This window comes from Desulfonatronum sp. SC1 (assembly GCF_003046795.1).
In the GTDB taxonomy this organism is placed as follows: domain Bacteria; phylum Desulfobacterota; class Desulfovibrionia; order Desulfovibrionales; family Desulfonatronaceae; genus Desulfonatronum.
On sequence record NZ_PZKN01000022.1, the window covers coordinates 1 to 26573 of the forward strand.

Annotated in this window: 24 protein-coding genes, 1 tRNA gene, 1 other RNA gene and 1 riboswitch; of the genes, 13 read left to right on the forward strand and 13 right to left on the reverse strand. The window is 57.5% G+C overall.

Features of this window, described 5'->3' with window-relative positions:
• Nucleotides 1-325: 325 nt before the first annotated feature.
• The 11 genes from C6366_RS12175 to nth all read right to left on the reverse strand — a co-directional run bounded on the left by C6366_RS12175 (nt 326) and on the right by nth (nt 11950).
• On the reverse strand, nt 326-817 hold the full coding sequence (locus C6366_RS12175) for a hypothetical protein (RefSeq protein WP_107738242.1): 492 nt from the start codon (nt 815-817) through the stop codon (nt 326-328).
• An 18-nt stretch (nt 818-835) separates the two neighbouring features.
• Nucleotides 836-2023, reverse strand: a complete 1188-nt coding sequence (locus C6366_RS12180; protein ID WP_158269764.1) for a type II secretion system F family protein — start codon at nt 2021-2023, stop codon at nt 836-838.
• A 242-nt stretch (nt 2024-2265) separates the two neighbouring features.
• Nucleotides 2266-2342: riboswitch (cyclic di-GMP riboswitch) on the reverse strand.
• An 89-nt stretch (nt 2343-2431) separates the two neighbouring features.
• Complete coding sequence (locus C6366_RS12185; RefSeq protein WP_107738246.1) at nt 2432-4084, reverse strand: GspE/PulE family protein; 1653 nt, start codon at nt 4082-4084, stop codon at nt 2432-2434.
• A 76-nt stretch (nt 4085-4160) separates the two neighbouring features.
• Complete coding sequence (locus C6366_RS12190) at nt 4161-5780, reverse strand: ExeA family protein (protein WP_107738248.1); 1620 nt, start codon at nt 5778-5780, stop codon at nt 4161-4163.
• Between the two features lie 297 nt (nt 5781-6077).
• Nucleotides 6078-6647, reverse strand: coding sequence for an NF038143 family protein (locus C6366_RS12195; protein WP_146164844.1), 570 nt, complete (start codon nt 6645-6647; stop codon nt 6078-6080).
• Between the two features lie 87 nt (nt 6648-6734).
• A complete protein-coding gene (locus tag C6366_RS12200) occupies nt 6735-7127 on the reverse strand; it encodes a type II toxin-antitoxin system VapC family toxin (protein WP_107738252.1) in 393 nt (130 codons plus the stop codon).
• Nucleotides 7114-7377 (reverse strand): AbrB/MazE/SpoVT family DNA-binding domain-containing protein, encoded by a 264-nt coding sequence (locus C6366_RS12205; RefSeq protein ID WP_107738254.1) that lies wholly within the window; start codon nt 7375-7377, stop codon nt 7114-7116. Before C6366_RS12205 ends, C6366_RS12200 begins: the two co-directional genes overlap by 14 nt.
• Nucleotides 7378-7489: 112 nt before the next feature.
• On the reverse strand, nt 7490-8413 hold the full coding sequence (locus tag C6366_RS12210; RefSeq protein ID WP_107738257.1) for a translation initiation factor IF-2: 924 nt from the start codon (nt 8411-8413) through the stop codon (nt 7490-7492).
• Entirely contained in the window at nt 8413-10143 is a 1731-nt protein-coding gene (locus C6366_RS12215) for a TraB/GumN family protein (protein ID WP_233248488.1), read from the reverse strand. Before C6366_RS12215 ends, C6366_RS12210 begins: the two co-directional genes overlap by 1 nt.
• On the reverse strand, nt 10130-11248 hold the full coding sequence (tgt, locus tag C6366_RS12220; protein WP_107738259.1) for a tRNA guanosine(34) transglycosylase Tgt: 1119 nt from the start codon (nt 11246-11248) through the stop codon (nt 10130-10132). The genes C6366_RS12215 and tgt overlap by 14 nt, the downstream gene beginning before the upstream one ends.
• Before the next feature lie 42 nt (nt 11249-11290).
• Nucleotides 11291-11950 (reverse strand): endonuclease III, encoded by a 660-nt coding sequence (nth, locus tag C6366_RS12225; protein ID WP_107738261.1) that lies wholly within the window; start codon nt 11948-11950, stop codon nt 11291-11293.
• Between the two features lie 438 nt (nt 11951-12388).
• Here nth and C6366_RS12230 point away from each other — a divergent pair, with 438 nt between their 5' ends.
• Together C6366_RS12230 and C6366_RS12235 are read left to right on the forward strand one after the other, a co-directional pair.
• Nucleotides 12389-13321, forward strand: coding sequence for an ABC transporter ATP-binding protein (locus C6366_RS12230; RefSeq protein WP_107738263.1), 933 nt, complete (start codon nt 12389-12391; stop codon nt 13319-13321).
• A complete protein-coding gene (locus C6366_RS12235; protein WP_233248489.1) occupies nt 13318-14103 on the forward strand; it encodes an ABC transporter permease in 786 nt (261 codons plus the stop codon). The genes C6366_RS12230 and C6366_RS12235 overlap by 4 nt, the downstream gene beginning before the upstream one ends.
• Before the next feature lie 69 nt (nt 14104-14172).
• Here the strand turns inward: C6366_RS12235 and C6366_RS12240 are convergent, their stop codons facing one another.
• The gene (locus C6366_RS12240) at nt 14173-15768 is read right to left on the reverse strand and encodes a sigma-54-dependent Fis family transcriptional regulator (RefSeq protein WP_107738265.1); all 1596 of its coding nucleotides are present in this window, start codon (nt 15766-15768) and stop codon (nt 14173-14175) included.
• 324 nt (nt 15769-16092) lie between these two features.
• Between C6366_RS12240 and C6366_RS12245 the strand changes: the two genes are divergently transcribed.
• The 4 genes from C6366_RS12245 to C6366_RS12260 all read left to right on the forward strand — a co-directional run bounded on the left by C6366_RS12245 (nt 16093) and on the right by C6366_RS12260 (nt 19020).
• Nucleotides 16093-16779: a TVP38/TMEM64 family protein gene (locus C6366_RS12245; protein WP_158269765.1), complete on the forward strand. Its 687-nt coding sequence runs from the start codon at nt 16093-16095 to the stop codon at nt 16777-16779.
• A gap of 280 nt (nt 16780-17059) precedes the next feature.
• A complete protein-coding gene (locus C6366_RS12250; protein ID WP_146164845.1) occupies nt 17060-17848 on the forward strand; it encodes a hypothetical protein in 789 nt (262 codons plus the stop codon).
• 63 nt (nt 17849-17911) lie between these two features.
• Nucleotides 17912-18553, forward strand: a complete 642-nt coding sequence (locus tag C6366_RS12255) for a flagellar brake protein (protein WP_158269766.1) — start codon at nt 17912-17914, stop codon at nt 18551-18553.
• The gene (locus C6366_RS12260; RefSeq protein WP_107738273.1) at nt 18553-19020 is read left to right on the forward strand and encodes a hypothetical protein; all 468 of its coding nucleotides are present in this window, start codon (nt 18553-18555) and stop codon (nt 19018-19020) included. The genes C6366_RS12255 and C6366_RS12260 overlap by 1 nt, the downstream gene beginning before the upstream one ends.
• 35 nt (nt 19021-19055) lie before the next feature.
• Here C6366_RS12260 and C6366_RS12265 read toward each other — a convergent pair whose 3' ends face one another.
• Nucleotides 19056-19850 carry an ABC transporter ATP-binding protein gene (locus C6366_RS12265; RefSeq protein ID WP_107738275.1) on the reverse strand — a complete coding sequence of 265 codons (795 nt, stop codon included), beginning with the start codon at nt 19848-19850 and terminating at the stop codon, nt 19056-19058.
• A gap of 116 nt (nt 19851-19966) precedes the next feature.
• Here C6366_RS12265 and C6366_RS12270 point away from each other — a divergent pair, with 116 nt between their 5' ends.
• The 7 genes from C6366_RS12270 (at nt 19967) to cysS (ending at nt 26545) form a co-directional block, all read left to right on the forward strand.
• Nucleotides 19967-20866, forward strand: coding sequence for an NAD(P)/FAD-dependent oxidoreductase (locus C6366_RS12270; RefSeq protein WP_107738277.1), 900 nt, complete (start codon nt 19967-19969; stop codon nt 20864-20866).
• Between the two features lie 65 nt (nt 20867-20931).
• Nucleotides 20932-21007 (forward strand) — tRNA-Ile (locus C6366_RS12275).
• A gap of 169 nt (nt 21008-21176) precedes the next feature.
• Nucleotides 21177-22181 carry a Nif3-like dinuclear metal center hexameric protein gene (locus tag C6366_RS12280; RefSeq protein WP_107738279.1) on the forward strand — a complete coding sequence of 335 codons (1005 nt, stop codon included), beginning with the start codon at nt 21177-21179 and terminating at the stop codon, nt 22179-22181.
• A gap of 89 nt (nt 22182-22270) precedes the next feature.
• Nucleotides 22271-23032, forward strand: a complete 762-nt coding sequence (locus C6366_RS12285; RefSeq protein WP_306460431.1) for a zinc ribbon domain-containing protein — start codon at nt 22271-22273, stop codon at nt 23030-23032.
• 243 nt (nt 23033-23275) lie between these two features.
• Nucleotides 23276-23763: RNase P RNA component class A (gene rnpB / locus C6366_RS12290), an RNA gene on the forward strand.
• A gap of 44 nt (nt 23764-23807) precedes the next feature.
• A complete protein-coding gene (ispD, locus tag C6366_RS12295; protein ID WP_107738281.1) occupies nt 23808-25049 on the forward strand; it encodes a 2-C-methyl-D-erythritol 4-phosphate cytidylyltransferase in 1242 nt (413 codons plus the stop codon).
• Nucleotides 25050-25087: 38 nt separating this feature from the next.
• Complete coding sequence (cysS, locus tag C6366_RS12300; protein ID WP_107738283.1) at nt 25088-26545, forward strand: cysteine--tRNA ligase; 1458 nt, start codon at nt 25088-25090, stop codon at nt 26543-26545.
• Nucleotides 26546-26573 lie beyond the last annotated feature (28 nt).

The window sequence follows — 26573 nt, forward strand, 5'->3', positions numbered from 1 at the left end:
ACAATGCAGCAGATGCGCACACTCCATTCATGTCTTTGTTGGAATGCCGGGGCACGAAAAGCGACCCGCAAGCTTGAGGAACCAAGCGACGCCCAGGCCCAGATACTGAAGGCCATGGGCTACGGAGTGAGCAGTGGGGTCTTACAGGAATTGGCGACTTAACACACCGAAATCACTTGCGTTTTCAAAAAAAATGACGTTCAATCTGTTAAACTCCTGTCAAACTCTCACGTATGAATAAATACGCTTCGATCTTGAACCCTTTTTGCTCCTTGCACTTGGGGTTTTTGAACGGACTGTGGAAAAAGACGTTTTCTACAGTCAGTTAACCGCCTTTCATCCACAACAGGTCTCCCTCAATATGCACATTGATAGGGTTGACGCCGTGCCGAACGTCCTGGCCATCTTCCAGGGGGTGCGGTGAATCCGCGTGCGGAGTATCATTAAATATGCTGACTCGGAGTACTTTGGGGCGAAACCAATATCCCGCGGCGCGTGTATTGGCGTTGGAAACCAGTAGTAGCAACTCCTGCAAGTCAATCCAGCCGATATCCCTGGATACCGACATGGGGATGGACACCCATTGGTCTGGATTGATCCGGGATGTCCGGACCTGGTCCCACAGTTGGTTCCAAGATTCTGCTTCAGCAATTTGTATTGCCCTGGCTTGCTTGGCTGCCTCCACTTGTGCCAGTTTTATTCTGGCTTCGTGCATGCGACGGCTTTGGGCCTGAAAATTTCCCCAAGTCGTAACAAACATAGAGGCGGAGCCAGCAAGCATCATGGCGACGACACACACCGCGATCCATTTTTTCATTAATCACTCGCTCAAGACCTAGAAATTCATCTCGGAGATCAGATCGTACACGGGCAGCAACAGGCCGGCGATGAGCACTCCAAATATCAGGCCCATGAAGACCAGCAAGGCAGGTTCAAGTGTTTTGCCAAGCACTTCGACCATATTCGTCAGTTTTTCACGGTAGACCTTGGCCACGTAACCGGTCTGCTCCTCCATGCGCCCAGATTGTTCGCCGATGTTGATCATGCGGATCGCAAAAGAAGGCAAGACATGAGACTGGCGCATGGAAGAAGAGATGTTGTTGCCGCTCTTGATGCTAACCTTGGCCTCTTGCAAGCGCTTTTTGTACACGGTGTTCGGGGTGGCATCACTGATAATGTCAAAGGATCTCAAAACTCCGATTCCTGCTCCGAGCAAAATCCCCAGGTACTCAGAGATTCTGGAGGCCATGGATGTTTCCAGAATGCTCCTGAGCAGCGGGAGCTTTAGGAGCAGGTAGTCGGTGGCATAGCGGAAAGGAGGCCATCCGCGGCGCAGAATGAAAGTCAAGGCCAATATGGCCGTCAGCGCAAGGCCGGCGATGCCCAAGTATGCACGGGTCCATTCGCCAACCTTGATCAGAGCTCGAGTGATCAAGGGGAGGTCTACGTCCATGTCCAAAAATAATTGGAGCAGGTTCGGTACCACGTACCAAAACCAAAATATGGTTGCCGCCATGATCAGTGTGATCAAAAAGAGAGGGTAGATTAAGGCACGCTTGGTGCTGCTGATGATTTCCTGCATGCGCCGGAGATGCTCGGAGGCTTTGAGCAGAATGCTGTCCAGGTTGCCGGTCTCCTCGCCGATTCTGGCCAGGTTGATGACCATGGGTGGGAAGACCCCGGGGTGACGCGCCATGGCTGCGGCAAAAGTCTGGCCAGAGACGATATCCGAGCGAATGAACTTGAGCGTCATGCGCAGCATTTTGTTGGAGGTGTCTTGAATTATTTCATCAAGTGCTTCCAGGATGGAGACACCCGCACCCAACTGGACGCCCATGTTGTTCAGAAATTCCGCGAGTTCTGATCGGTTGACCCGTCCGACGCCGTAGGAGGATATCTTGCTGAGGGTCGCGGATAGGCCGCTCAAGCGGCGAATGTTCAGGACAATGCTGCCCTGGTGCTCCAGATAGCGGATGGCCGGGGATTCGTCCGAAAAAGGCAGGTTGGCCACGCCACGTTCCATTATGCCCTTATCGTTTATTATGTTGTAGCTGAAAAATGACATGGCCAGCCTATATTCAGATGACAGACGACAGGAAACAGATGGCGGTAAAAACAGTATGTCGAAATACTGTCTTCAATCAAAAACTCGGCATCGGGCTCTTTGCGGGTACATCTCATGTCATGATTCACCCGGTTGGCAGTCGCGAAAAAGCAAAAAAAAAGGTTGCCAAAAAAAACCTCGACTCCAGTCAAGGTAATTTCGAAGGCAACCCGGCTGTCCCGTTCCGGGACCCGTGGCTTTCCGTCCCTGCCTCGCGACAGGTTTGGCTTTGGTTCTGGTCAGTTGATTCTACACAGGACTCTGGAACTGCTGCTCATAGTATGGGCGTGGTTTTTGGTCAATACGGTTGCGCGTACATTGATGCGATTAAATACCCTTGCGCAAGACGCCCAATACGCGCTGGACCTCCCGGACCGTGGTCATGTGTTGTAATATCTTGAACCTGGCTATTTCAAACATGTCCTGAAAATGATGCTTCCTGGCGGTTTCCATAAGCTCCGAGGGCGGTGCGCTGTTTTGCACAGCCAAGCGGAATTCGCGGGTGAAGATAATTATTTCATAGGTCAGGGTGCGCCCGAAGTAGCCGGTTCGGTTACAGAAAGTACACCCGTTGCCTCTGACCAGGCTTTTGGGTTCCGCCTGAAGGTAGTCAATTTCTTCCTGACTGGGTTCGTATTCCTCAATGCAGTGGGGGCATACCGTACGTAACAGGCGTTGGCTGACCAGCGCGTTAAGGCTTTCAGACAGGGCCAGGTTGTCCATGCCCAGCCCGCGTAGACGTGGGAGGGCTCCCAGAGCGGTGTTGCTGTGCAGTGTGGAAAGAACCAGGTGTCCGGTCAGGGCCGCGTTCAAGGCGGTTTTGGCAGTCTTTTCATCCCTGATTTCGCCGATAAGGATAACGTCAGGGTCGTGGCGGAGGAATGAGGGCATGGCATCGGCGAAATCGTATCCCGCGGGTAGATTTACTTGGGTCTGTCGAGCCAGGGGGACGAGGTATTCAACGGGGTTTTCAACGGTGAGCACGTTCTTGCCGAGAAGATCCAGAGATGTCAGGCCTGCAACCAGGGTAGTGGTTTTACCGGCACCGGTGGGGCCGCTGAGCAGGATGATGCCGAAGGGCTCTTCAAAAATCCTGTTCATCCGCTCCACATCTTTGGGTAAAAAACCCAGAGCGTCCAGGCTCTGGCTGGCTCGTTCCTGAGGCAGGAGGCGCATGACCATGTTTTCACCGAAAGGGGTGATTATTGATGAAGTTCGGATGTCGTATTTTTGTTCCAGAAGCGTCACGGACCAACGTCCGTCCTGGGGCAGTCGCTGCTCAGAGATGTTCATGCCGGCTTGAAGCTTGATGGCGCTGATCAGGCGCCTCAACTGGGGCTGGAGGTGGATTTCGTTGACGAGGACGCCATCCACCCGGAAGGCCACACTGAGACCCTGATCCATGGGACGGATATGCACGTCCGAGGCTCGACGTTTGACTGCCAGCAGAAGCAGGTGGGTCAAAAAATTATCCAGGCTGACCGTCTGGCTGGAGTCTGCTGCCAACACTATGGCTTCCTGCTCCAGCATTTTTTCAACGGGGTTATCCAGAAAGTAGAAGTATTTATATATAGCCGAGACCAGTTTACTGTCTTCAGCAATAACAAACGAGGGACGCAACCCCATACCCCGAAACACCGCCTGCTCCAGGCGTTGGTCAGGAAGTTCCGAGGTCGCCGTGATTAAACGGTCGCCTTCAACGCGGATGGGAAATATCCGCAGAGACATACACGAGTTTTTGTTGAAGCGTGGTAAAAGAGAAAGGTCAGGAACCTCCTTGTCCATATCCACGAGTTCCAAATTCAGTTGCTGAGAAAGAATCCTGGCAAGGGAGAGTTCCGAGGCAAGACCGATGCGGAGAAGAACTTTCCCCAGCTTTTCCTTGGTTACGCGCTGAACTTGCAGAGCATAGCGGAGTTGTGTCTCGGTAATATAACCTTTGCTTTTCAGCAGGTCGCCGATGCGGATGGGTTCGGTCACGGTTATGATTCCTTCAGTTACGCGTGAGAATGGGAATGTCTTAAGATTCTCGCGGTATTTCTGCCATGAAGCTATTCTACTGGTGCCGAGTCAAGGCAGCAATCCACAAGATGGTTTCTGGATCAGGGAACCCAGTATGTTGAACAGGCCATTCTCTTTGAAAGTTATTTATTGCCTGCCACATCATGAATCCAGCTGTTCCGTCTTCAGGGCCATCATAGTAGCCTAGTTTTAATAGCATTCTCTGTAACATGTCAATTTTTTCGTTTTTGAGTCCTGGAAAAAATTTTTCAATGCTCAAAACAGGCTCCCACAATGCTATCCATTTTGGTTCTCCTTCAGCGTGATCCTTCCCGCGAGCAGTGTTCCAGGCCAGTGCGGAATACCGGATATTGTCTCGGGGAGGAAGCTCTCGCAAGCGAACCATTTGCAAATGTTCCGGCAACTGCTGTTCAAGGATGCCGGGGTCATTTTTGTGCAAAGCCTGGTTCAGCACTGGAAGCAAGTGCTCCAGGTTGTGTCGACTTAAAAAAGTGACATGGGAGGACGGAGGGGGCGTTTCAGTCGCAAAGGGATGTGGCGCATGGGACGCATGATCATCGATTTGATCTGGCCTTGAGACGGACTCTGTGTCCCGAGCGACCTGGGGCTGTTGAACAACTGGGCCACTTCCTTTTCCCTGGCCCTGGTTTGATGCGTGAAGCAGGGCGGATGGCGCGCCTGCAGCGGCAGTTGGATATGGATCGGACCTGGAGAGAGTTTCGGATGGGGAAAACGCGTGGAAGAAGAACCCCAGAGTCAGCAGCAGCGTCGCGGCCGCTCCAAGCCAGATGAGCTGTTTGGTGGCGGGCCGCATGCCAAGGCGGGCCGCAACGTCGAGTTGGTATTCGGCAATTTCAGTTACCGCCTCGTTCATGATTTTCAAATTGATCTCGGTGGCGTTGTAGGCCACCAAACCATACAGGGTCCGCTCCATGATCAGGTTGATCATTCTCAAATTGCCCTGAGTGGCTTGCCACAAGCGGTCTGTGGCCGCCTGCTCCACCAAGAGTTCCGCCCCCACGCTCGCGAGTTTGTACTGAACGTATCGGGTCGTATCTTTTTTGCCCAGAGGGTCCAATGTCAAAAATATACCGATTCTGCTACGGAGTTGGCGCAGGTTGGGCCGATCCAATTTTTCCTTGAGTTCAGGCTGGCCAACTAAAAGGATCTGCACCAGCTTTTTTTCCTCCTGCTCCAGGTTGGAAAGCATCCTCAGAGCTTCCAGTGTTTCCAGAGAAAGATTGTGCGCCTCGTCGACGATGATTGCGCAATTGTGACCCTGAGCGGACCGGTCAAGAAAAAAACGGTGCAAAAGTTCGATCAGGCGGGCCAGATTGAGGTCGTCATCTGCTTCCAGGCCAAAGTCTCTGGCAATAGCCAGTAAAAGTTCCTTGCGATCCAGGAGACTGTTGAAGACCCAGGCCGTGGCGAGGTTCTCGCCTTCCAGGGCATGCAGAAACTGATACAACAGGGAGGTCTTGCCGACTCCAACCTCGCCAACAAGAACAAGAAAGCCTTTTCGAAAATTAATGCCATGGTGCAGTTCTTCCAGAATACGCTTGGTGTTGGCAGTGTGAAAATAGCCCTTGGTGAAAGCAGACGGAGAAAACGGGTTGGCATCCAACTTCAATATAGAAATGATGTCGCTTTCCATGTGAACACCTGTAAAATAAAAAATATAACGTGCAATATTACTTTATTTACTGTCTGAGACTCAAAGACGGCACAGTAAAGCGTTGTCCATTGAAATCTATCCATTTTTGTTTGGTCGTGATGATTACAGCTCGTTTAAGGTCGTGTCAAGGCAGTGCAAAATTCTCCTTTACCAACTCTCTTTGGAAAGACGGAGGACTGTTTCTGTTGAGGATAGTTCGATATCCCCTCGCTGATGAGTATTATCATGCATGGTTAAAACGGAGTTGCCTGCGTCCCGTCAACATATGCTCGACGATCATCCAAAGAAGAGTTTCACCTCCTCGTCCCGCAGAATCTTGGCCGTCTCTCGCATCTTCAGACTGACGACTTGGGCCGTGGTGCTGGTTTGCAGTTGGTGGAGCACTTCTTTTTGGACGGCATCCTCGGCCTGGGCCAGTTTGGTCAGGAAGCGGCGGTATTCGCCGCTGGTTTTGTAGGTCTTCTTGATCAGGGCCTGGTAGCTTGAGCCCTGGCTACGCAGAAGCTTCAGATAATGGGCCTTGAGCAGTTCCACCTCGGCGACCTGCGCGTTGCGTAACCGTATCTGGCCGGGGGCGCTTTCCAGATCCTGAACTCCAGAGGCGTTTTTGTACGTTACATCCTTCTTGCCGGTGGTCGTCTCCTCCAGGGCCGATTCCATGGCCAGGGTTTTCGAGCGTACCACCCCTTTGGCGAAGCTCTCCAGGTCGGTCCGGTATTCCCGCAGCTTAAGGTAGTGATACATCAGCAGCGGAGGAAACAGGACTCGCCAGATGGTCAGCCTGGGCTTTTCCACGACCCGGCGGGCCAGTTCCCTGGCAAAGTTCTGCTCATGGTCCCAGATCATTTGGTAGGTTTGCTGAGTGTCTTGGGTCATAAGGTACGGGGGGATGTAAGGCATCATCGGTCGGGGGAAAGGGGAGGTGCCTGGCGACTACAGGAGCCTGACCGGACACTTCGATTTCGTTCCAATGTGCCTGAAAAACGCTTTGTCAAAGGTGAACAGTTCTTGGCAATGCGCGCATAACGCCAGATGCAATGCATCCGCGAAGTCGCTCCCGGCCATGTACCAAGCCAGGGCGGCGGATAGGGCTCTCGCGTCCCGCAACACGATATTCTCCAGGCCGAACAGGGCCGTCATGGCCGAGTGAATCTCCTTGCTGGAAAAACCATACGCATGCCGCAACACCCACTCGGTTTCCAGGATTACGGTATCTGAAAGGAAGATGCGCGGTGCATTTCGTATCATCTGAAACGCTTTTGCGTACTGTCGCTCGTCGTCCCGGGTCAGAAAACGGACGACGACGTTGGTATCAATCGCGATCACGGTTCGACTCCAACGCGCCTTTGCGGACAGCCTCATCCATATCGGCAAGGGATTTGGTCGGCCCTTGATAGGCGAGACATCCGGCGACTTCGTCGACTTTCATAGCCGGGAACACGCTTCTGGGCTTGAGCAGAACCCCGTCGTCAAACTCGATGACTTCCAGTTCCTGGCCCGGCCCCCAATGCCGAATGGTTCGAATGTGTTTGGGAATGATCACTTGACCTTTGCTCGAGAGTGTCGTTGTCGTCATCACGCGCCCCTCCTTGTCGTGTAAGTATTAAGTAAGACAGAGACGTTATTGCGGTGAAAGTCAAGGCGGTGGAGCAATCCAAATGGAGAAGTCGATTGCGCATGCCTGCTGTTCATGGCGATTTGGCACCCGAAATCCACTTGTGCATTCGTGACAACCATCCTCTCGGACGTCGCTCCCAACTCGTTTCCACGCAGGGCAGAAAGACCTCCGCCCCCCATTTCTGCTTGAAGTACCGGATGGCCGGGTTGATGCCCAGGCCCAGGTTCATGCGGACCTGGCCGCGCTTTTCGCCTTCCTGGAGCAGGGCGTGGAGCAGCAGGTCCGCGGTGCCCGGCGGGGCGAGGTCCGGGTCGCGGAAGGCGAACATGTAAAAGGCCGTGCTCAGGGAGGTGAAGTCTCCCACGACAAACCCGGCCAGACGCGGAGGACCATCACTTCGGTTCAACCAGGCCGAAACCACCAACGCGCCAGGACAGCTTTGAACATAGGCCGGAATGTTGCGGAAGACGAGCCGTGTTCCCGGCTCAAGATCCCGGTATTCCAGGTAGCGGTCGATCAGCGCCAGATGCTCCTGGTCCAGAACGCGGCCCTGATCCAGGGTCACTTCCCGCCCGGCCCGGCGCAACAGGTTGCGCAATTTCTGGTTTGGCGCGGGCGCGGGAATGGGCAGGGCTAGGTAGGCGTCCCGGGGCTGGCCCGAGGATTGGCCCGGGGATTTGTCGGCAGGAGGCTCTTTGGTCGCGACGGCGGGCGCCTGCCGGGGGCGGGTGGCCGCAAGCACGGTGATTCGTGGGGCCCGGCTGGATTCCAGGGCCAGGTCCACGGACCGTGACAGGGCCTGCTCGTCGAAAAGACTCTGAGGGGGATCGTGCAGGGGGTAGCCGATGAGCACCAAGTCGTCCGGGGATTCGTAGCCCAGGCAGGCGTCGAACAAGCGCGGCGTGCTCCCGGCCACGGCCCGGACGTAGCAGATCAGTTGTTCCGGAACCACGGCCCGCGCGGCGACATGATCCAGGCGATCCGGGCCGAGCATCAGATTTTCCGCAGCTTGCGGACCGTGAATCCGGCATCGGCCAGCATTTTTTGCAGATTGAACATATGCGCCGAGCCTACGAACACGGCGCAACGGCCGGTGGTGATCCGGGGCAGCATCCGTTCCAGGAATAGGGCGTCGCGGCGGTCGATGACCAGATCCGTGCGGGAGGGGAATTCGGCACTGGTGCCCATCATGGCGTCCAGGTCGCCCTTGAGGTAGGCGCGCATGTTCCGGCGGATGAACCCTTTCCAGAGGCCGCACTGACGAAAGAAGCGCACGATGCGGTCCACGGGCACGCTTTCCAGCGTGACGATCTGCTCGTCGATAGACTCCATGCCACGGACCTCCTTGCCCATCTCGTGGGCCAAGTGCCAAGCCTCCAGGTCCACGGAGTGGTTCCAGTCGTTGCGGCGTAAAAAGTGCGTCCAGAGGGAGAAAAAGGCGTACCAGTGCCGGGTGTTGGCGAGATAGTGCCGGACGTCCGCGGGATTCGGATCTTCCGTGCCCAGGAATCTGGCCCAGAATCCGCGTGGCCCGTTGACTGTGCGCTCCAGTTTGCGCACGTCCTCCTCGGTCATGGCGTCCAGCAATCTGGGCGAGGCCTGGTTCGGGGTCTGGTCCGGGGTCTGGCCGATCCGGGCGACCTGGTCCAGGCTGGCCTGATCCAGCGGGCCTTCAAAGATCACGGTGTCCACCTTTTCGAACAACCGGCGCATGGAACTCTCGAAACTGCAGCAGAAAAAATGCGCTGTCCCGCCGATCCAGGACGTTCTGCCGTTTTTCTCCAGTTCCCATATCAGCTTGTAGGGGCGCTGCGGAGGCAGACTGTTCCAGTACTGCTCCCTGGTCATCTGGACATGGGGCATGAAGACCACGGTACGCACCAGATCGTCCAGGTCGTCGCGAAAATCCGGGGGTTCGCTCCACTCCGCCATTTCGTAGGCCGTCGCGGGCGATGCGCCCCACTTCTCCTTGAACCGGCGGATGCCCGGATTCACGCCCAGCCCCAGATGTAGGTATTCCTTGCCCGTTTCCAGGGCGATGCGGATCATCTCCCGGAACAACAGGTCCGAGGCGTAGGGCGTGTGGGTTTGGCGTGAATGCGCCCCCAGCAGGTAGCTCAGGAATGGGCGCGGCGCGGCGTCCAGGAGCAGGCAGGCCGCGAGGTTGCCCTGGTCGTCCCAGGCATTGAGCAGGAACAGATCCGGACATTGGGGCAGAGCGCTTTCGGTGCGAGCGTAGAGTTCGCGCACATTGGGCGGCAGGGCGACCCGGCCCGTGAATTCCGCCCAAAGGCGGCGGTGGGCCGCGGTGAAGGCCGTGCCTCGGTCCACGGTCAGTCGGGCCGCGGCTTTGTCCGCCAGGCGGGTGAGACGGGATGGAATCTTGATGTCGGAGGGCAGGACGTAATAGCGGTCCTGGGTGGTGCGATACAGGCGAAGACGTTCAGGCAGTTCCGGGCAGATGGCCCAGCAGTTCACGGCCCGGGTTTCGCGACGGGCCTCTTGCAAGGCCTGGTCAAAGGCTTCGGGAGGATCATCGCCTCCATGGATCGAATAGCCCACGGCCAGGAGCCAGTCCTCGGCGTGCAGAAACAGGTAGTCGTACCGGAGAAAAGGCCGTCCGCCGGACACGGTTTTCATGTAGTGAATGGAATGTTCCGGAACACGGGCCTGACTCAGGAGCAGGTCGTACTCGGCGGGACTCAGGTCTTCAGACGTGGGCATGAACGGCCTCCACCGCGGCTTTGAAGGTCGCGAAATTGCCCTCAAGTATGGCCTGGGCCGCGCCATGGGTCAATGTCAGGAAGTAGTGCAGGTTGTGGATGGTGTTCAGGCGGTAGGCCAGTAGTTCCCGGGCCATGTACAGGTGGCGCAGGTAGGCTCGAGAGAATCGGGTGCAGGCGTAACAGCCGCAGTTGGGGTCCAAGGGGCCGTCGTCCTCCTTGTATTCAGCGCGTTTGATGTTCACCTTGCCCAGGGAGGTGTACAGGGTGCCGTTGCGGGCGTTGCGGGAGGGCAGGACGCAGTCGAACATATCGATGCCCGCCTCGATCCCGTCCAGGATGTCCATGGGCGTGCCCACGCCCATCAGGTATCTGGGCTTGTCCGAGGGCAGCAGGGGCGCGGTATGGCGCATGATCTCCAGCATCAGCGGCTTGGATTCGCCCACGCTTAAGCCCCCGATGGCAAAGCCGTCAAAGGGCAGGTCGCAAATCTGGCGGGCGCTTTCCGTGCGCAGGTCCGGGAAGAAGCCACCCTGGACGATCCCGAATTGGAGCTGGCTACCTGAATCTTGGGGATAGGCCTGGCGGCAGCGGGCCGCCCAGCGGGTGGTCAGGCCCAGGGATTTGGCCGTGTAGGCCTTGTCCGCGCCGTAGGGCACGCACTCGTCCAGGACCATCATAATGTCCGAGCCCAGGTTGCGCTGGATGGAGACCACCTTTTCCGGAGAAAAAAAGTGCTTGGAGCCGTCCCGGTGGGAACGAAATTCCACCCCGTTCTCGCTGATCTTGCGCAGGGATTGCAGGCTGAAGACCTGAAATCCGCCACTGTCCGTAAGGATCGGGCCCTTCCACCCGGAAAAGGCGTGCAGCCCGCCGCGCCGGGCCACCAGGTCGTCGCCGGGCAAGAGATAGAGATGATAGGTGTTGCCCAGAATAATCTGGGCCTTGAGGTCCAAGAGGTCATCGGGGCTCAGGGCCTTGACGCAGCCCACCGTGCCCACGGGCATGAACACCGGGGTGCGGATGGTCCCGTGAGCCGTGGCCAGCGTCGCGGTTCTGGCTTGGCCGTCCGTGGCCAGGATGTGGAAATCGCCGGTTTTGGTCATGATTTTGGGAGTGTTCAGGATTCAGGAGTCAGAATTCAGGGGTCAGGAGTCGGAAGTCAGAGGTCTGGATAGTCCGTGTTTGGGGCAGAGGTCCGTGAGGATGCAATCGGGACAGCGAGGTTTGCGGGCCGGGCAAGTGTCCCGTCCGTGGAGGACCAGGAGATGGTTTATGTCGCCCCATTGGTCGCGGGGAAAAAGTTGCATCATGTCCCGCTCGATGATCGTCGGATTGGTGGAGGTTGTCAGGCCGAGGCGGAACGAGAGGCGGCGGACGTGGGTGTCCACCGCGATGCCCTCATGTTTGCCCAGGGCGTTGGAGAGGACAATGTTCGCGGTTTTTCGGGCCACGCCGGGAAGGGTGAGCAGGTCGGCCATGGTCTCTGGCACCCGTCCACCGTTTTCTTCGACGACGCGCTTGGCCGAGGCGATGAGGTTTTTGGCCTTTTGGCGGAAAAAACCCGTAGAATGGACCACTTTCTGAACTTCAGCGACCGGCGCACGGCTCAATTCCGCCGGACCCGGCCAGCGCCGAAAAAACTCCGGCGTGACCATGTTCACCCGGGCGTCCGTACACTGGGCCGCCAAGACCGTGGCCACCAGAAGCTCCCAGGGATTCCTCCAGTCCAGCATGGTCACGGGGAGCGGGTAGCGGGAGTGGAGGCGGGTGAAGATTTGGGCTGTGCGATGGGTTGAGTCAGGCATGAGAGTGTTTGGGGTGCGAATTATTGAATTGAATGGTGCGCAAACAGGCTTCAAGTAGCTTGCTGACTTCTTCCTACAGCAATTTCACCGCTCAATGAATAAAATAATGTCCTCGGGTGGTCGCCCTCGACTATACTCATCCTCCGGGCCTGGCTCAATGCCCGGAAGGCTTGGCAAATATTTCGCATTTCTGTCAACTGGCTTGTCTAGGCATGGAGTTTCTTGATCTCCTGCTCCTTGGATTTGGCCTTCTCTTCAGGTGCTTTTGAAAAAGAGCATGATAAATATTTTGATACACGGCGGGGAGCGGATTGCCTGGAAGGACTGGAGTCGGTATTCAAGGCGTCAGCGCCGCAAGGTGCCCATAGGGTGGGTTGGTAGGATCGAAATTCAGAGCGCGGATATCGGCAATTCTTTTTCAGACGGGACAAATAACTCATGACGGACCAAGCATCACCGTCGACATCGATCATCGAGGCCCGCAATCTGTGCAAGCAGTTCGGGTCGTTCACTGCCGTGGACGACTTGAGCTTTCATGTGCAGAAAGGCGAGTTTTTCGGGGTTTTGGGGCCCAATGGGGCGGGGAAGACCACGGCCATTCGGATGATCTATGGGTTTTCCCCCTTGACCTCGGGAACCATGCGGGTTTTCGGGCTGGACATCGGGCGGGGCTGGCGGGAGATCCGGGCCAGGCTCGGGGTCTGTCAGCAGGAGAACACCCTGGACCCGGATTTGACCGTGGAGCAGAATCTGCGGATCTTTGCCGGGTATTTTTCATTGCCCAAGGTCGTGGCCGGACGGCGGACCCGGGAACTGCTGGAGTACTTCGCCCTGGAGCACAAGAAGCAGGCCAAGGTGGAGCACCTTTCCGGAGGCATGGCCCGGCGGTTGATGCTGGCTCGGGCCCTGATCAACGACCCGGAGCTGATCATCCTGGATGAGCCGACCACCGGCCTGGACCCGCAGTCACGGCACCAGGTCTGGGACAAGCTCCGGGAACTTCGGAGCCGGGGGCTGACCATGCTGCTGACTACGCACTACATGGAAGAGGCGGCCTGGCTGTGCGACCGGCTGATCATCGTGGATCACGGCCGGGTGTTGGTGGAAGGGGCGCCGCGAGAATTGATCCGGGAGCATGCCGGGGATTCGGTGGCGGAGGTGGAGTCGCCTTCTGAGGAACTGCGGATGTTCGTCCGTTCTCACGGCCTGGCTCACGACGACCTTGGGGCGCGGATCATTATCTACAACACTCTCGGGCCGGAGCTTGAGCGCAGGTTGCGGGACGAATTTTGCGCCCAGACCTGTACGTTCCGTCAGGGGAGCCTGGAGGATGTGTTTCTGCGTTTGACCGGCAGGGGGTTGCGGGAGTGATCCGGGCCGGAAGGTATTCGTTGCGCTTGTTGCGGGTCTGGCGGCGCAACTTGGTGGTCTATCGGCGGATCTGGAAGGTCAATTTCCTGGTTCCGCTGCTGGAGCCGCTCTTTTACCTCCTGGCCTTCGGCATGGGGTTCAGCGGGCTGGTGGGGGAGGTGTCCTATGCCGGAGAAAGCCTGACTTACGTAGCCTTCATAGCTCCGGCCCTGCTGGCCGCGGCGATCATGTTCAACGCCTTTTACGAGACCACCTTCGCCTCGTTCGTGCGCATGTACTACCAGAAAACATTCGACGCCATGCTTTCCACGCCACTGTCCCTGGAGGAAATCATCACCGCGGAGATCCTCTGGGGGGCGACAAAATCGGTCCTGGCCGCCGGGCTGATGCTGGTTGTCATCGCCCTGTTCGGACTGGTTCGTCTGCCCGAGGGCTTGTGGATTCTGCCCCTGGCCTTTCTGGGAGGCATGGCCTTCGGCTCGGTGGGCATGTACTTTACCGGGATCACGCCGAGCATCGACATGTTCAACCTGCCGATCTTCCTGTTCGTCACGCCGCTGTTCCTGTTCAGCGGGACGTTTTTTCCGGTGGCCGGGTTGCCGGAATGGGCCCAGGTCGTGGCTTGGTTGTCTCCGCTTTACCACTTGGTGGAACTGTCCAGGCTGGCGACCATGGGCCGGATGGAGAGCAACGCCGCGATCAGTCTGGGGTATCTGGTTCTGTTTAGCGGCGTGTTTTTCGGGCTGGCGGTCCGGGCGATGCGGAGACGGCTGATCAAGTAGCTTTGCATCCGGAAATCATGGCGCATCCTGAGGGAAACGTGGTGGCCGCAAGGCGGGGCTCCTTGGTCGTCAATCTTCGATGTGCTGCTCGACTTTGCGTTTTCTGGCTTTGACCTTTTGCACGGAAACCACGGAGTCCAGTTCGAACTTGGCCACCTTGTAGCCCATCTGGCGCTGGGTCAGGCCCAGTTCCTTGGCGGCTCGGGCCTGGATCCAGTCGTTGCGGCGCAGAGCCGCGATCACCTCTCGCTTTTCCATCTCCCGCAGTAGAGCCGGTTTGTTTGAGGTGCCGGGGATGACAGGCTTTCGCTGGGCATGAACCGGGCCTTCGGTCGTGCCGGGTCGGGGCGAAAGGTAGGGCTGGATCAGCTCCGGCTGGATACGGTCCTGTTCGCTGAGGATCACCAGCCGTTCGATCAGGTTTTCCATCTCCCGGACATTGCCCGGCCAATCGTACTCCTTGAGCTGTTCCAGGGCCTCCACGGAGAAGTGGATTTCCCGGTTATACTCCCTGCTGACTTTGCGCAGGAAATGGATCAACAGGCCTTCGATGTCCTCCTTGCGCTCCCGTAGAGCCGGGGTATGGATGGGGAAGACGTTCAGGCGGTAGTAGAGGTCCGGACGGAAAGCCCCCTGGTTGGCCAGGACTTCCAGGTCCTTATTCGTTGCCGCCAGGATGCGTACGTCTACCTTGCGGGTTTTGTTGCTGCCCAACCGCTCGAATTCCTTCTCCTGGATGAACCGGAGCAGCTTGGCCTGCAATCCTAAGGGTAGTTCGCCCACTTCATCCAGGAAGATGGTGCCCTTGTTCGCTTCCTCGAACTTGCCCGGCTTGGTTCCCATTGCCCCCGTGAACGCCCCTTTTTCGTACCCGAATAGTTCCGATTCCAGTAGGTTCTCCGGAATGGAGGCACAGTTGACCTTGATGAACGGAGAATTCTTCCGCTCGGAAAGGTCGTGGATGATCCGCCCGATCAGGGTTTTGCCCGTTCCGGATTCGCCTTGCAGCAACACCGTGGCCTTGGTCGGGGCGACCCGCTTGATCTGCCTCTGGACTTCCTGCATGGCCAGGCTGCGGCCCACGATGTACGGGCCGTCCGAGCCCTTGGAGACCTTGTAGCGCAAGGAGGCGTTTTCCGCCCGCAATTCCTGGAATTTTTCGTTCAGACTGATGAACTGGGCGATGAGCACGGCCACGACCTGCAGGAATTCGATGTCTTCCTGGGGCGGAACGTGGTCTTCGAAGAGACGGTCCACGTTCAGGACTCCGATGGCCTGTCCCTGAAGCATGACCGGGACGCCGATGAAGGTCAGGTGCTGCTTTTCCAGGGTTCGAGATTGGGTTTTGTTCAGGAACAGCGGCTCCTTGCGGATGTCCGGGATGGCGTAGGGCTTGCCGGTCTGGAAGATTATCCCCGTGACGCCCTCGTCCAGGCGGTATACTCCGCGACGCATTTCTTCCCGGGTCAGCCCATGAGAGGCCGTGATGAACAGCATGCCGGTCTTGCGGTCCAGGATGGTCACCGTGGCCCGCTTCATGCTCAACGTGTCCGAGAGGATCCGCAGCACGTCCCTGAGGGTGTTTTCCAGGTCCGGCAGGTTGGCGATTATTTCACTGATGCTGGAAAGGACTTTCAGCTTGAGATCTCTGGTGTCTGGACGCATATTCGCGGATATCGCAAAAAGTATTCCAGATATGCAAAAATGATAATTGTTTGAATTGTATTTGTTTTATTTGTTGCCTCCATGATGATACCCGTTTTAGGCCGACAAAAATGCGTAATATGTGGCTTCATGTTTACGTTATTGTAAAGAATTTTTGTTTCGAGGGCAGGCTGTACCTGATCCGTGCTTTCCGTTAGCTTGATTCGAGGTATCTTGTTCCCCGCGGACTTGCGGATAAGGTTTTTTCTGCACTCCGCTGAATTTGCGCCATTGCAACCGACTATTTTTGAATAACATGATCTTGTTGAAGGAATTATGTCGCTGATGAGTCGTGCTGGTGACCGGTTGCACGGGGCCTCCGCGTTGACCATCGCGGGCTGGGCTTCCGCGGTGGCGATGCTGGCCGTCATGGCGGCTTTGGGAGTGGCCTTTGACTGGAGCATGGTCCACGTTAAGGCCGCGGAGTGGACCCATGCCTGGTGGCTCGTGCCGGTATTGGTCCTGGCCCAGGCCCTGCCTTTCGCCTTCGCCCTGCCCGGTTCGGTAATGTTTTTGGTCATCGGGCTGCTTTACGATCCGCTACCGGCAGCGGCGATGATCGCCACCGGAGGCGTGATGGGCAGCATGGCAGCCTACTATTTCTCCGGAAAGATCGCGGTTTCCTGGGTGGAGCAGGTTCGGCGGCAAAAGGTGTACAAGGTCTTGCGGAGCAACACGAACTTTCTGATGCTCTGCGCCATGCGCACCTTGCCCGGCTTTCCTCATTCCGTGATCAACTATGGTTCCGGATTGTTGCGGGTACCCCTGAAACGCTTCGTTTCCAGCGCTATTTTAGGGTACTTGGTCAAAGGCATGCTCTATGCGTCCATCCTGCATAATGTCGTGGACGCCGACGAGGTCGGAGACTTGTTCACCCTGGACGTGATGTGGCCGCTACTGGTTCTGGCGGGCTTGTTCGTCGCGGGCTTTTTTCTGCAAAAGGCCTTTGGTGGAACGCAGTCGTCAAGCTGATGACCGAATTGGAGTGCACGTTTAGAAGTCCGTTGAAAAACTCCCAATTGCTGCGTCGCTGCAAAAAGTTCAAACTCTCACGTATGAATAAATACGCTTCGACCTTGCTTCGATTGCCAGGACGGTAAATCGATAATGTGGCGCAACCACAGCCCGTAGGGGCCGGACACAGGACGTGTCCGGATAGCTTTTTTTGCTCCTTGCACTTGGGTTTTTTGAACGGACTGGTGGATAAGGACTTTTTCACAGTTAGGCTATTTGTGGAGATAGCGAGGCGATAGTGAGTGACAACTTAACGAAATCATATGCTTCCGCGCATGGCAGTCAGCCGGATGGGCGGCTGCTCGACTTGGTGCACTCGCCCCTGGAAGCCGTGGCCGCGTACTGGCTTTCCCTGAAAAAAACCCTGGATCAACGGAAGAATGGAAAATTTCTGCCCGAAGAGGCCAAGCACGCCACCGAGCCGTTCATCAAGCACCTGCTGAAGCTTCTGCAATCCGGTCTTCCTCCCGAAGACTGCCGACGTCTGGCAGGGATAAAACAACGCAATCTGCTCCGGGATTTGCATCGCAAGCTGGATCTGCTGGCCATCTGTCTGTTGGGCATCGCGGATAATGAAAATCCGCAGAAAGTTCTGATCCGAATCATATCCAAGTTTTCCATCTCCCCGATTTTCGAGAAGGAAGTCTTCGATATCGCTCAGCAGGCCCTTCAAAGTCTGGACAATCCCAAGACCAGGGAGCGATTTCTGCTCATCGATCAATCCATGAAGATCGAGGCCTTGATCATCAACATGATGGTCTACTCCATGTTCGCCCGGCGCAATGATCTGAAGAAGATGGTCGTGTTTTCGGAATATATCCGGTCCTATTACTTTTCCGAAGGCATGGCCCTGATCCAGGACGGGTTTGAGCACGATTTTGTAAAGTACCGGCTGATCTTGCTGCGTAAGGAAATCCTGGCGGACATGGAAAACAAAATGGAAATGTCCGTGGAGATGTTTCTGGGCATCCGCAAGGGCCTCGCTTACGAGGATCTGTTCCGAATCTACGATTCGTTCACGTTGTAGCACGGTTTTTTCGCTCCCCTCTGGTATTTCGACTTACGGATGGGTGGCCAAAGGAGGGTCTCTTTGAGCAATATCGAGGCCGGAGTTAGAATCATGATGGAGTTGGCCGGGATCAAGGACAAGCTGCCGTCCTTTTTCGTCGGTTACATCAAAAATCGCTGCGTGATCACCGTCGTTCCCGTGGTGCCGCAGGTCAATCGCGAAATGCTCATGGAGCATTTGTACAAGGGCAACTCCGTGACGGTCCGGTATATTCATTCCGGAACGGTGCTGGGGTTCACCACGGAAATCCTGCACGTCGCCTTCTCACCCTTTCCTTTGCTGTTTTTTAAATATCCCGAGCGTATCGAATCGTTCAATCTGCGTAAGGCCGGCCGGGTGGGCTGCCTGTTCCCGGCCACGGTGATTCTCGAAGACGTATGTCTTGCCGGAGCATTGTCCGACATCAGTATATCCGGCTGCAACATCGTCTTGCCAACCAACGACGAGCAAACTCTCTCCGTGGAAATCGGCGATGTGTTGCTTTTGCGATGCCCGCTGCTGTTCGGGGTGGATCAAGCGGAGATTTCCTGCACGGTCAGGCAACTGAGCAAAAGTGGTGTGAAAGCGAGACTCGGTTTGATGTTCACGGATGTTCCGGACGACCTGCTGGCACGGGTCAATGTCTATATCGAGCAAACCCTGATGTTCCTGGACTCCGCCTGATGGACATTCGCGCGGATACGGAAATTTCTCGGACTATCGGCGGGTTTGCCGCCGGAATGGCCGTGGTCCTGTTTTTGGTCTGGATATGGTTGCGTCCTGGAGGGGAATTCAGCGCTTTCGCCGGAGTGGTCCTGTCGGTGGTTGCCGCGGGCTGTTTCTCATATCGGCATGAGGTCCATATCGATCAGCGGGCCGATGTGGTGGAAAAGTATCGGCGGATTTTGTTTCGGGAGCGCCACCGGGGATTCTTATTCAGTGAGTTTCGGGCGGTGGGCGTTGCAACCGTACTGGGCGGGGATTTGCGTCCCGTCTATCTGGCTCATGTGATCGAGCTACGCGGCAGGAGCCGGCTGGTTTTGCCGGGGGTGCATTTCGGCCTGGAAAAGGCCAAGGTCGAAGCGGCCGATTTGGCTCGCCAACTGGATCTGCCTCTGGAATCACGGGTGCGCACGATTCTGTGGTCGTGACCGGCAGGCTGGAGGACAAGGGCGTCGGACTGGATTCAGCCCGGAACCACCTGATAAAAGCCGCCGGATTCCAGCAGGCGCAAGGGGACGGTGAAGAGGTCGGTCAGGGTCTGTTCCGTGAGCACGGCCTGCTTGGGGCCGTCGGCCACGGTTCGGCCTTTCTTGAGCAGGACGATCCGGTCTATCTCCGGGGGAATTTCGTGGATGTGGTGGGTGACCAGAATCATGGTTTTGCCGCGGCGCATCAGTTCGCGGATCGTGGCCAGGTAATGGAAACAGGCCGCGATATCCAAACCCGAGGTTGGTTCGTCCAGGAGCAGGGCCTCGGGATCGTGGACCAGGGCGCGGGCCAGCAGAAGGCGGCGTTGCTGCCCTGTGGACAAAGAAGCGTAAAGTCTTTGGGCCAAGTCGGCTCCGGCGATTTCTTCCAGGATACGTTCGGCCCGTTCGTGTTCTTCCCGGGAGAACCGTTGGTGGACATAGGTGCCGATGGATGATCTGAGTCCGGAAAGGACCACTTCCCGTCCGCTGGCCGTGCCTTGATAGTCCTGTTGCAGATCGGAGGAGACGATGCCCAGCCTGGAGCGTAGTTCCCAGATATCCCATCGTTCCCGGCCGAACAATCGCAGGACCGTGTTCGGCTCCGCCGCGGGATAGAGTTCACGGGACAACAGTTTGAGCAGGGTCGTCTTTCCGGCGCCGTTGGGGCCGAGAATTACCGTGTGTTGACCATGCTTAATGGTCAGGTTCAGGTCATGAAAAACCCGGCTCCGGCCTCTGTAGACCGTGGCCGCGCGGATATCCAGAATAGGGGGCGTTCTGCTGGGCATTTCGGGGCACTCTAGCTGTGAGCAGCGGTTTTGACAATTCGGTCAGGCCCTTCTACCTTGACTGTTTTATCAACGATTTTCAACGATTTGCCCGAGAATCGGGCAGGGAGCATGCCATGCGCGAGGTTGACGTACTGATCATTGGTCAGGGACCGGCGGGATTGTCCGCGGCCATTTACACCGCCAGGGCCGGGATGAAGACCGTGGTCCTGGGTTGCGCGCCGAAAGTCGCCGGAGATTACGACATCGACAACTATTTCGGTTTCGACGAAACCATTTCCGGCAGGGAGCTGATCGAACGCGGCACGCGGCAGGCGCAACGCTTCGGGACGGAGGTTGCGTGCGACCGCGTCCTTGGGGTTCATCTGGGAGAGCAGGGTCGGTACCATGTCCGGAGCGAACAGGGCGAGTACGAGGCTTGGGCCGTGATTCTCTCCACCGGCGTGGCCAGGGTCCGGCCGGGTATCGAGAATTTGCACGACTATGAAGGTAAGGGCGTTTCCTATTGCGTGAGTTGCGACGGCTTCTTTTTCCGTCAAAAACAGGTCATGGTTCTGGGCGAGGGGAATTTCGCGGCGAATCAGGCTCTGGAACTGCTGCATTATACGCCCAAGGTCCATGTTTGCACGCAGGGTAAGGCTCTGGACATGGGGGCGGAGTTTCTGGACAAGCTGCGTGAGGCCGGAATACCGGTCTCGGAGCGCAAGATCGCTAAATTGGCAGGGGAGGGCGGTCTGTCCTCCGTGCAATACGAGGACGGCGAGCATGACGCCGTGGACGGGCTGTTCATCGCCATGGGCCAGGCCGGGACTTCCGATTTCGCCGTCAGCCTGGGGCTGGTGATGCGCAAGCAGTTCATCGAGGTGGACGAACAGCAGCGGACCAACATCCCCGGGATTTTCGCGGCCGGAGACTGCGTCGGTCGTTTTTTGCAGATCAGCGTAGCCGTGGGGGAAGGTGCTCTGGCCGCCAGGTCCGCCATCGAGCACGTCAAGAAAGTTCGTCCAAAAGAGTGATGAAATTACGCTTGACAGGACTTCCTGTTCCAGGGTAACAGTTCTCTCTTTTGCAAATTCTTAATGGGCCTATAGCTCAGTTGGTAGAGCCACCGGCTCATAACCGGCAGGTCCCAGGTTCAAGTCCTGGTAGGCCCACCACAAGAGGATCCTGGTGCCTCAGGCGCGTACAACATCACCCGCATTGCTGAAATATTGTTCGCCGTTCTTACGAGAGGTGTTTCTTGGAAAAGTTTATCCGGGAAACACCTTTTTTTTGTCGTTTTTTTACGAAACTCCAGCCAAACCATGAGCAGAGCGAGGTCTGGCCATGCACGTTCATGAACTGATCGCCATGATCGAGGCGACCGCGCCGCCGCGATGGGCGGCGTCCTGGGATCGAAGCGGAGTGCAGGTGGCCGCGGGCAGGAAGCGGGTCGGCAAGCTGGCCGTCGGGTTGGATCCCGCCCCCGTACTGATCGACCAAGCCCTGGCCTGGGGCGCGGATTTTATCCTGGTACACCACCCGTTGACCTTGAAGCCGGAATTGCCTGCCCTGTCAAACGGATACCACCATGTCCTCGGGGCGTTGCTGTGCCATGACGCTTGGTTATACGCCGCGCACACCAGCCTGGACGTCCAGCCTCGGGGACCGGTGAGGTGGCTGGCCGGGGAATTGGGGTTGAATAATGTCTCCGTGTTGGAGGAAACAGGACGCCGTCTCGGGCGCTGGTTTCGTATCCTTGGTCCGAAAGAGCGGATTGAGCAGGTTGCGCAAGGGCTTGAAGGACGTCCGGGCGTCGAAGTCTATGCCCTTGGTGCACGGGCTTTGGAGGTGGTGGCCGCTCCGGGGAGGGATTTCGAAGTGTATGGAGCGATTTCTGGCGCGGAGGATGACACGCTACGGGTGGTCTCCCACGAATTGGATCTGCCGGTGGAATCGCTCGGCTTCGGATTTGTGGGCGAAATGCCGGAATCGTCGCCCTGGGAGGAGTTTTACGAGGTATTGAAGCGGCTCACCGGTGGCACTCCGAGGGCGCTGGCCGGGATTGTTCCTGAGAAGGTGAGCAGGGTGGCTTGCTGTCCGGGGTCCGGGGCGTCGTTGCTGAAACGCGTCGCCAAGGTCGGGGCTCAGGTCTACGTGACCGGCGACCTCAAGTACCATGACGCGCAGGCCGCTCGGGAGTTGGGGTATTTGGTAGTGGATGTGGGTCACTTCGTCCTGGAGGAGCGTATGATGCGCGTATTCTCCGAGGAATTGCGGCGCAAGCTGACCCACGGCGCCGTAGAGGTGGCTTTTTTTCCCGGATTCGACTTTTTGTCCTCGCCTTCTTGATTATGTTGAAGCCGGGCGGGGACGCGGCCGGGGTATCGAAATGGGTCGGATAAAGCGGTTTATTGATCGGAGTTAAGGAGGGAAAAACATTGAGCCTGTATTTGAAGCAGATCGAGCAATTGGTCGCCCTGCAAATGATCGATGACGAGATCATGCAGTTGAACACGTTCTTGAAAAACGCTCCACTGGAAATGGAACGCATGGAAGCGCGCCATCTCGAACTTAAGGACGCGGTGGCGTACTTGAAGGAAAAAATCGCCATGATTGTCGCGCAGCGGGACCAACTGGACAGGGATATCGAGGATTCCGGAAGGAAGGTCAAGAAAAGCAAGAACAAGCTGATGATGGTCACCAACTCCAAGGAGCATCAGGCCATGATGCGGGAGATCGACAACCTGGAAAAGACCAATCGTGTCCGGGAAGAAGAAAAAATCTCCCTGTTGGAGGAACTCGCCCGGCAAGAGGAGACCCTGACTACGACCCAGGCCGAGTTGACCGCATTGCAGCAGGAAATCACCCAGAAAAAGAAGCAGATCAACCAGAAGCTTCAGTCCGCCAAGACCCGCCTGGAAGCACTTAAGGGACTGCGGGGTGAGGCCGAACAGGTGATTCCCAAGCCGATCTTGAGCCGATACCAATTCATCCGGGCCCGGCTTTCCCAGCCCGTGGTGGTCTCGGTGGGCGAGGGGATCTGTAAGGGGTGCAACATCAGCATCCCGCCGCAAACCTACAATGTTTTGCAAAAAGGGGAGCAGATCCTGAGCTGCCCCAATTGTCAGCGAATCATTTTCTGGTCCGAGCACTTTTCCAAGGAAGAGGAAGCGGAGGAGGCCGAAGTGGCAGCGGCTTAGTCCGTGGTTTGGCCTGGAAATGCACTGGAAGCAGCCTGGTAACGCCGTAACCTGGAGCGGCATTTTGTGAGCGGGTAGTAGCGCATTGGGCCGGGGGCAACTTCCCGCGGCACGGATTTCGATTTCGATTGCGATCTCGATTTCGATTTGGTCCAGATATAAGTGAAAGAGGACAAACTTGCTCTTGGGCTTTTCCCAGACGCTTTGACCTGGGATGGGCGCTGTTCTATATTCATTTTCGCGGGAGTCGGGCAGGTTGTCGCCGGGGGCGTGTTTTGCTCAGGCAAGGCGCGTCCCGGGAGGAAAGTCCGGGCTCCATAGGGCGGGACGCTGGATAACGTCCAGCGGGGGCGACCCCGGGAAAGTGCCACAGAAAACAGACCGCCCCGCGCTCACTTTGCCTTTGTCATCTTTTCGGCCTTTGCTGGATGACCAGGGCAAAGTGAGCGCGGGGTAAGGGTGAAACGGTGGGGTAAGAGCCCACCAGTTGCCGCGGTGACGCGGCAAGCTCGGCAAACCCCGTTCGGAGCAAGACCAAATAGGAGGACGCTTGAGGCCGGCCCGGTCGAAGTCCTCGGGTAGGTTGCTGGAGGCCGGAAGCAATTCCGGTCCTAGAGGAATGACAATCGCCCCGCGCTCACTTTGTCCTGACGGATCGTCGGGTCATGATGCTTTGCCAGGACAAAGTGGGCGCGGGGAGACAGAACCCGGCTTATCGCCCGACTCCCGCGTTTTCACACCAAGTGCTTCCATGACCCCCACTTCTGATTTATCCATGAAATCTTCTTTGCGTCGTCCCTGGGCCGTGGTGCTGGCCGCCGGTCAAAGCTCCCGTTTGGAGCGGGCCGGGTTGGGGACCAGGAAGCAGTTTTTGCTTTGGCGGGGCGTTCCTCTGTTCTGGCACGGCGTGCGGGTTTTCGCGCAGATTCCAGACCTACGCGGGGTGGTGGTGGTTTTTCCGGACGAAGAACTGGCCGTGGGAGAAGAATGGGTCCGGCGGCTCGTGGAAGCGGACCGTCCGGGGCTCCCCGTGTTGACGGTCCGGGGAGGGGCGTTGCGGCAAGATTCGGTCCGGCTCGGCCTGGCCGAGGTCCCGCGGGAAGGCGAGATCGTGCTGATCCATGACGCGGCCCGGCCCTTTGTCCGTCCAGCCCTGGTCGCTGCATTGGTAGCCGCATTGCAGGAAGAAGAGTCGTCCGACGTCGGCGAGGAAGCCGTGGCCGGAGTGATTCCCGGCCTTCCCGTGACTGATACCGTCAAGCAGGTCAGCGGCGGGCGGGTGTCGGCCACTTTGGACCGGGCCTCCCTGCGGGCGGTGCAAACCCCTCAGGTTTTTGACCGCGCGGTCCTTGAAGACGCCCACCGACGCTGCCTGCAAGAGCAATGGACGGTGACGGACGACGCCTCCTTGGTGGAGCGGCTGGGGAGGGGGGTGCGCGTGATTCCCGGAGACCCCGGCAACATCAAGATCACCAACCCTGATGATCTCAACCTGCTCAAGGATCCCGCCGAGATGATCACTCACATTCCCTGCGTGGGCTTTGGCTACGACGTCCATCGCTTTGGTCCGGGCCGTCCGCTGAAGCTTGGCGGCGTGCCCTTTCCCGGCGCTCCGGAGATCATCGCCCACTCCGACGGCGACGTGCTCCTGCACGCCCTGGCCGACGCCCTGCTGGGTTGCCTGGGCAAGGGCGACATCGGAGAACTCTTTCCGGATTCGGACGCACGGTTCGAGAATATCGACAGCGCCGTACTGGTGTCCGAAGTTCTGGAAATAGCCCAAAGGGAAGGACTGGTCCTGACCCACGTGGATCTGACCGTAGTCGCCCAGGTTCCCAAGGTCGCCCCCCGGCGCGAGGAAATTCGACGCAATGTCGCCAGGCTGCTGGGATTGGACGACGCACGGATAGGGATCAAGGCCAGCACTGAGGAAGGGTTGGGATTCACCGGCGCAAAGCAGGGGATAAAGGCCATGGCCGTGGTCACGGCCATGCGGCGTTCGGAGGCGAAACAGTGAATCGAAACAGAAATTTTGAAGAGACCATGTGAGTTCTTATGCTGCTCTACAACAGTTTGCACGGAAAAAAGGAAGTGTTTCAGCCTCTGCGTGAAGACCATGCCCGCTTGTACGTCTGCGGGATCACGGCGTACGATTACTGTCATATCGGACATGCCAGGTCCGCGGTGGTCTTCGATGTTCTGGTCCGGTATCTGCGCTACAAGGGCTGGAAGGTCACCTTTGTCCGTAACTTCACGGACATCGACGACAAAATCATCAACCGGGCCGCGGCCGAGGGCATCGGCTCCTCGGAGGTGGCCGAGAAGTACATCGTCGCGTTCTACGAGGACATGGACCGCCTGGGTATCCTCCGGGCAGACTTTGAGCCGCGGGCCACGGAACATATCCCCGGCATGATCAGCCTCTCCGAGTCCCTGATCGCCAAGGGGTACGCCTATGCCACGGACCGGGGCGACGTCTACTTCCGCGTCCGGGCATTCGAAGGCTACGGCCGCCTGTCCGGACGAAACATCGAGGAATTGCGCTCCGGTGCACGGGTGGAGCCCGGGGAAAGCAAGGAAGATCCTTTGGATTTCGCCTTGTGGAAATCCGCCAAGCCTGGAGAACCTTCCTGGCCCAGCCCCTGGGGACAGGGGCGTCCTGGTTGGCACCTGGAATGTTCGGTGATGAGCGAGCATCTGCTGGGCCTGCCGCTGGACATCCATGGCGGAGGGCAGGACTTGACCTTCCCCCACCATGAAAACGAGATGGCCCAGTCCATGGCCGCCACGGGCGGGGAATTCGTCCGGTTCTGGGTGCATAACGGTTTCGTGCAGGTCAATTCCGAAAAAATGTCCAAATCCTTGGGCAATTTCGTGACCATCCGGGACATCCTGGCCAAGTTTCAGCCCGAAGTGCTGCGCTTTTTCCTGCTGTCCAAGCATTATCGCAGCCCCCTGGACTTCACGTACGCGTCCATGGAAGAGGCAGAAAAAGCCTTGCACCGCATCTACCAGACCATGGCTTTGCTCCGGGAGCACGCCAGCGGGACCAAGTGGAGCAATGCCGCCCTGGCTCCGGAAATGGAGGCCGAGCTGACCACCTTGGAAGGCGAGTGGAGCCGCTCCATGGAGGATGACCTGAACACCGCCGGAGCCTTGGGCCATGTCTTTGGCGTGGTGCGCATGGCCAACCGCATGCTGGAAAACAAAGGCTTGCGGAAAAGTAGCGGCGGCCGCGACCTGGGGGCGCGGATTCTGCAGGATTTACAAAGCTGGGGCCAAGCAACCGGCCTGTTCCAGGATGAACCGGAGCAATGGCTGGCCCGGTTGAAAGAGACGCGGATTCAGCGCAAGGGTCTGGACGTTACCCAGGTTGAAGTATTGCTTGCCGCGCGTCAGGAAGCCAGGCTGGCCAAGGACTTTCAGCGAGCCGACGTGTTGCGGGGGCAGTTGGTCGAAATGGGCGTGGAGGTCCGCGATACGCCCGGAGGACAGGTCTGGGACGTGACGTAGTTTTCATCCGGGAGCGACCCTTTTTCGG

Coding starts and splice junctions, on each gene's coding strand:
- C6366_RS12270 (WP_107738277.1), top strand. CDS start 19,967: ATGCGCGAGGTTGACGTACTGATCATTGGTCAGGGACCGGCGGGATTG.
- C6366_RS12280 (WP_107738279.1), top strand. CDS start 21,177: ATGCACGTTCATGAACTGATCGCCATGATCGAGGCGACCGCGCCGCCG.
- C6366_RS12195 (WP_146164844.1), bottom strand. CDS start 6,647: ATGATCTGGGACCATGAGCAGAACTTTGCCAGGGAACTGGCCCGCCGG.
- C6366_RS12180 (WP_158269764.1), bottom strand. CDS start 2,023: ATGGAACGTGGCGTGGCCAACCTGCCTTTTTCGGACGAATCCCCGGCC.
- nth (WP_107738261.1), bottom strand. CDS start 11,950: ATGCCTGACTCAACCCATCGCACAGCCCAAATCTTCACCCGCCTCCAC.
- cysS (WP_107738283.1), top strand. CDS start 25,088: ATGCTGCTCTACAACAGTTTGCACGGAAAAAAGGAAGTGTTTCAGCCT.
- C6366_RS12245 (WP_158269765.1), top strand. CDS start 16,093: ATGAGTCGTGCTGGTGACCGGTTGCACGGGGCCTCCGCGTTGACCATC.
- ispD (WP_107738281.1), top strand. CDS start 23,808: ATGAAATCTTCTTTGCGTCGTCCCTGGGCCGTGGTGCTGGCCGCCGGT.
- C6366_RS12230 (WP_107738263.1), top strand. CDS start 12,389: ATGACGGACCAAGCATCACCGTCGACATCGATCATCGAGGCCCGCAAT.
- C6366_RS12190 (WP_107738248.1), bottom strand. CDS start 5,780: ATGGAAAGCGACATCATTTCTATATTGAAGTTGGATGCCAACCCGTTT.
- C6366_RS12215 (WP_233248488.1), bottom strand. CDS start 10,143: ATGCCCACGTCTGAAGACCTGAGTCCCGCCGAGTACGACCTGCTCCTG.
- C6366_RS12260 (WP_107738273.1), top strand. CDS start 18,553: ATGGACATTCGCGCGGATACGGAAATTTCTCGGACTATCGGCGGGTTT.
- C6366_RS12205 (WP_107738254.1), bottom strand. CDS start 7,377: ATGACGACAACGACACTCTCGAGCAAAGGTCAAGTGATCATTCCCAAA.
- C6366_RS12240 (WP_107738265.1), bottom strand. CDS start 15,768: ATGCGTCCAGACACCAGAGATCTCAAGCTGAAAGTCCTTTCCAGCATC.
- tgt (WP_107738259.1), bottom strand. CDS start 11,248: ATGACCAAAACCGGCGATTTCCACATCCTGGCCACGGACGGCCAAGCC.
- C6366_RS12265 (WP_107738275.1), bottom strand. CDS start 19,850: ATGCCCAGCAGAACGCCCCCTATTCTGGATATCCGCGCGGCCACGGTC.
- C6366_RS12210 (WP_107738257.1), bottom strand. CDS start 8,413: ATGCTCGGCCCGGATCGCCTGGATCATGTCGCCGCGCGGGCCGTGGTT.
- C6366_RS12175 (WP_107738242.1), bottom strand. CDS start 817: ATGAAAAAATGGATCGCGGTGTGTGTCGTCGCCATGATGCTTGCTGGC.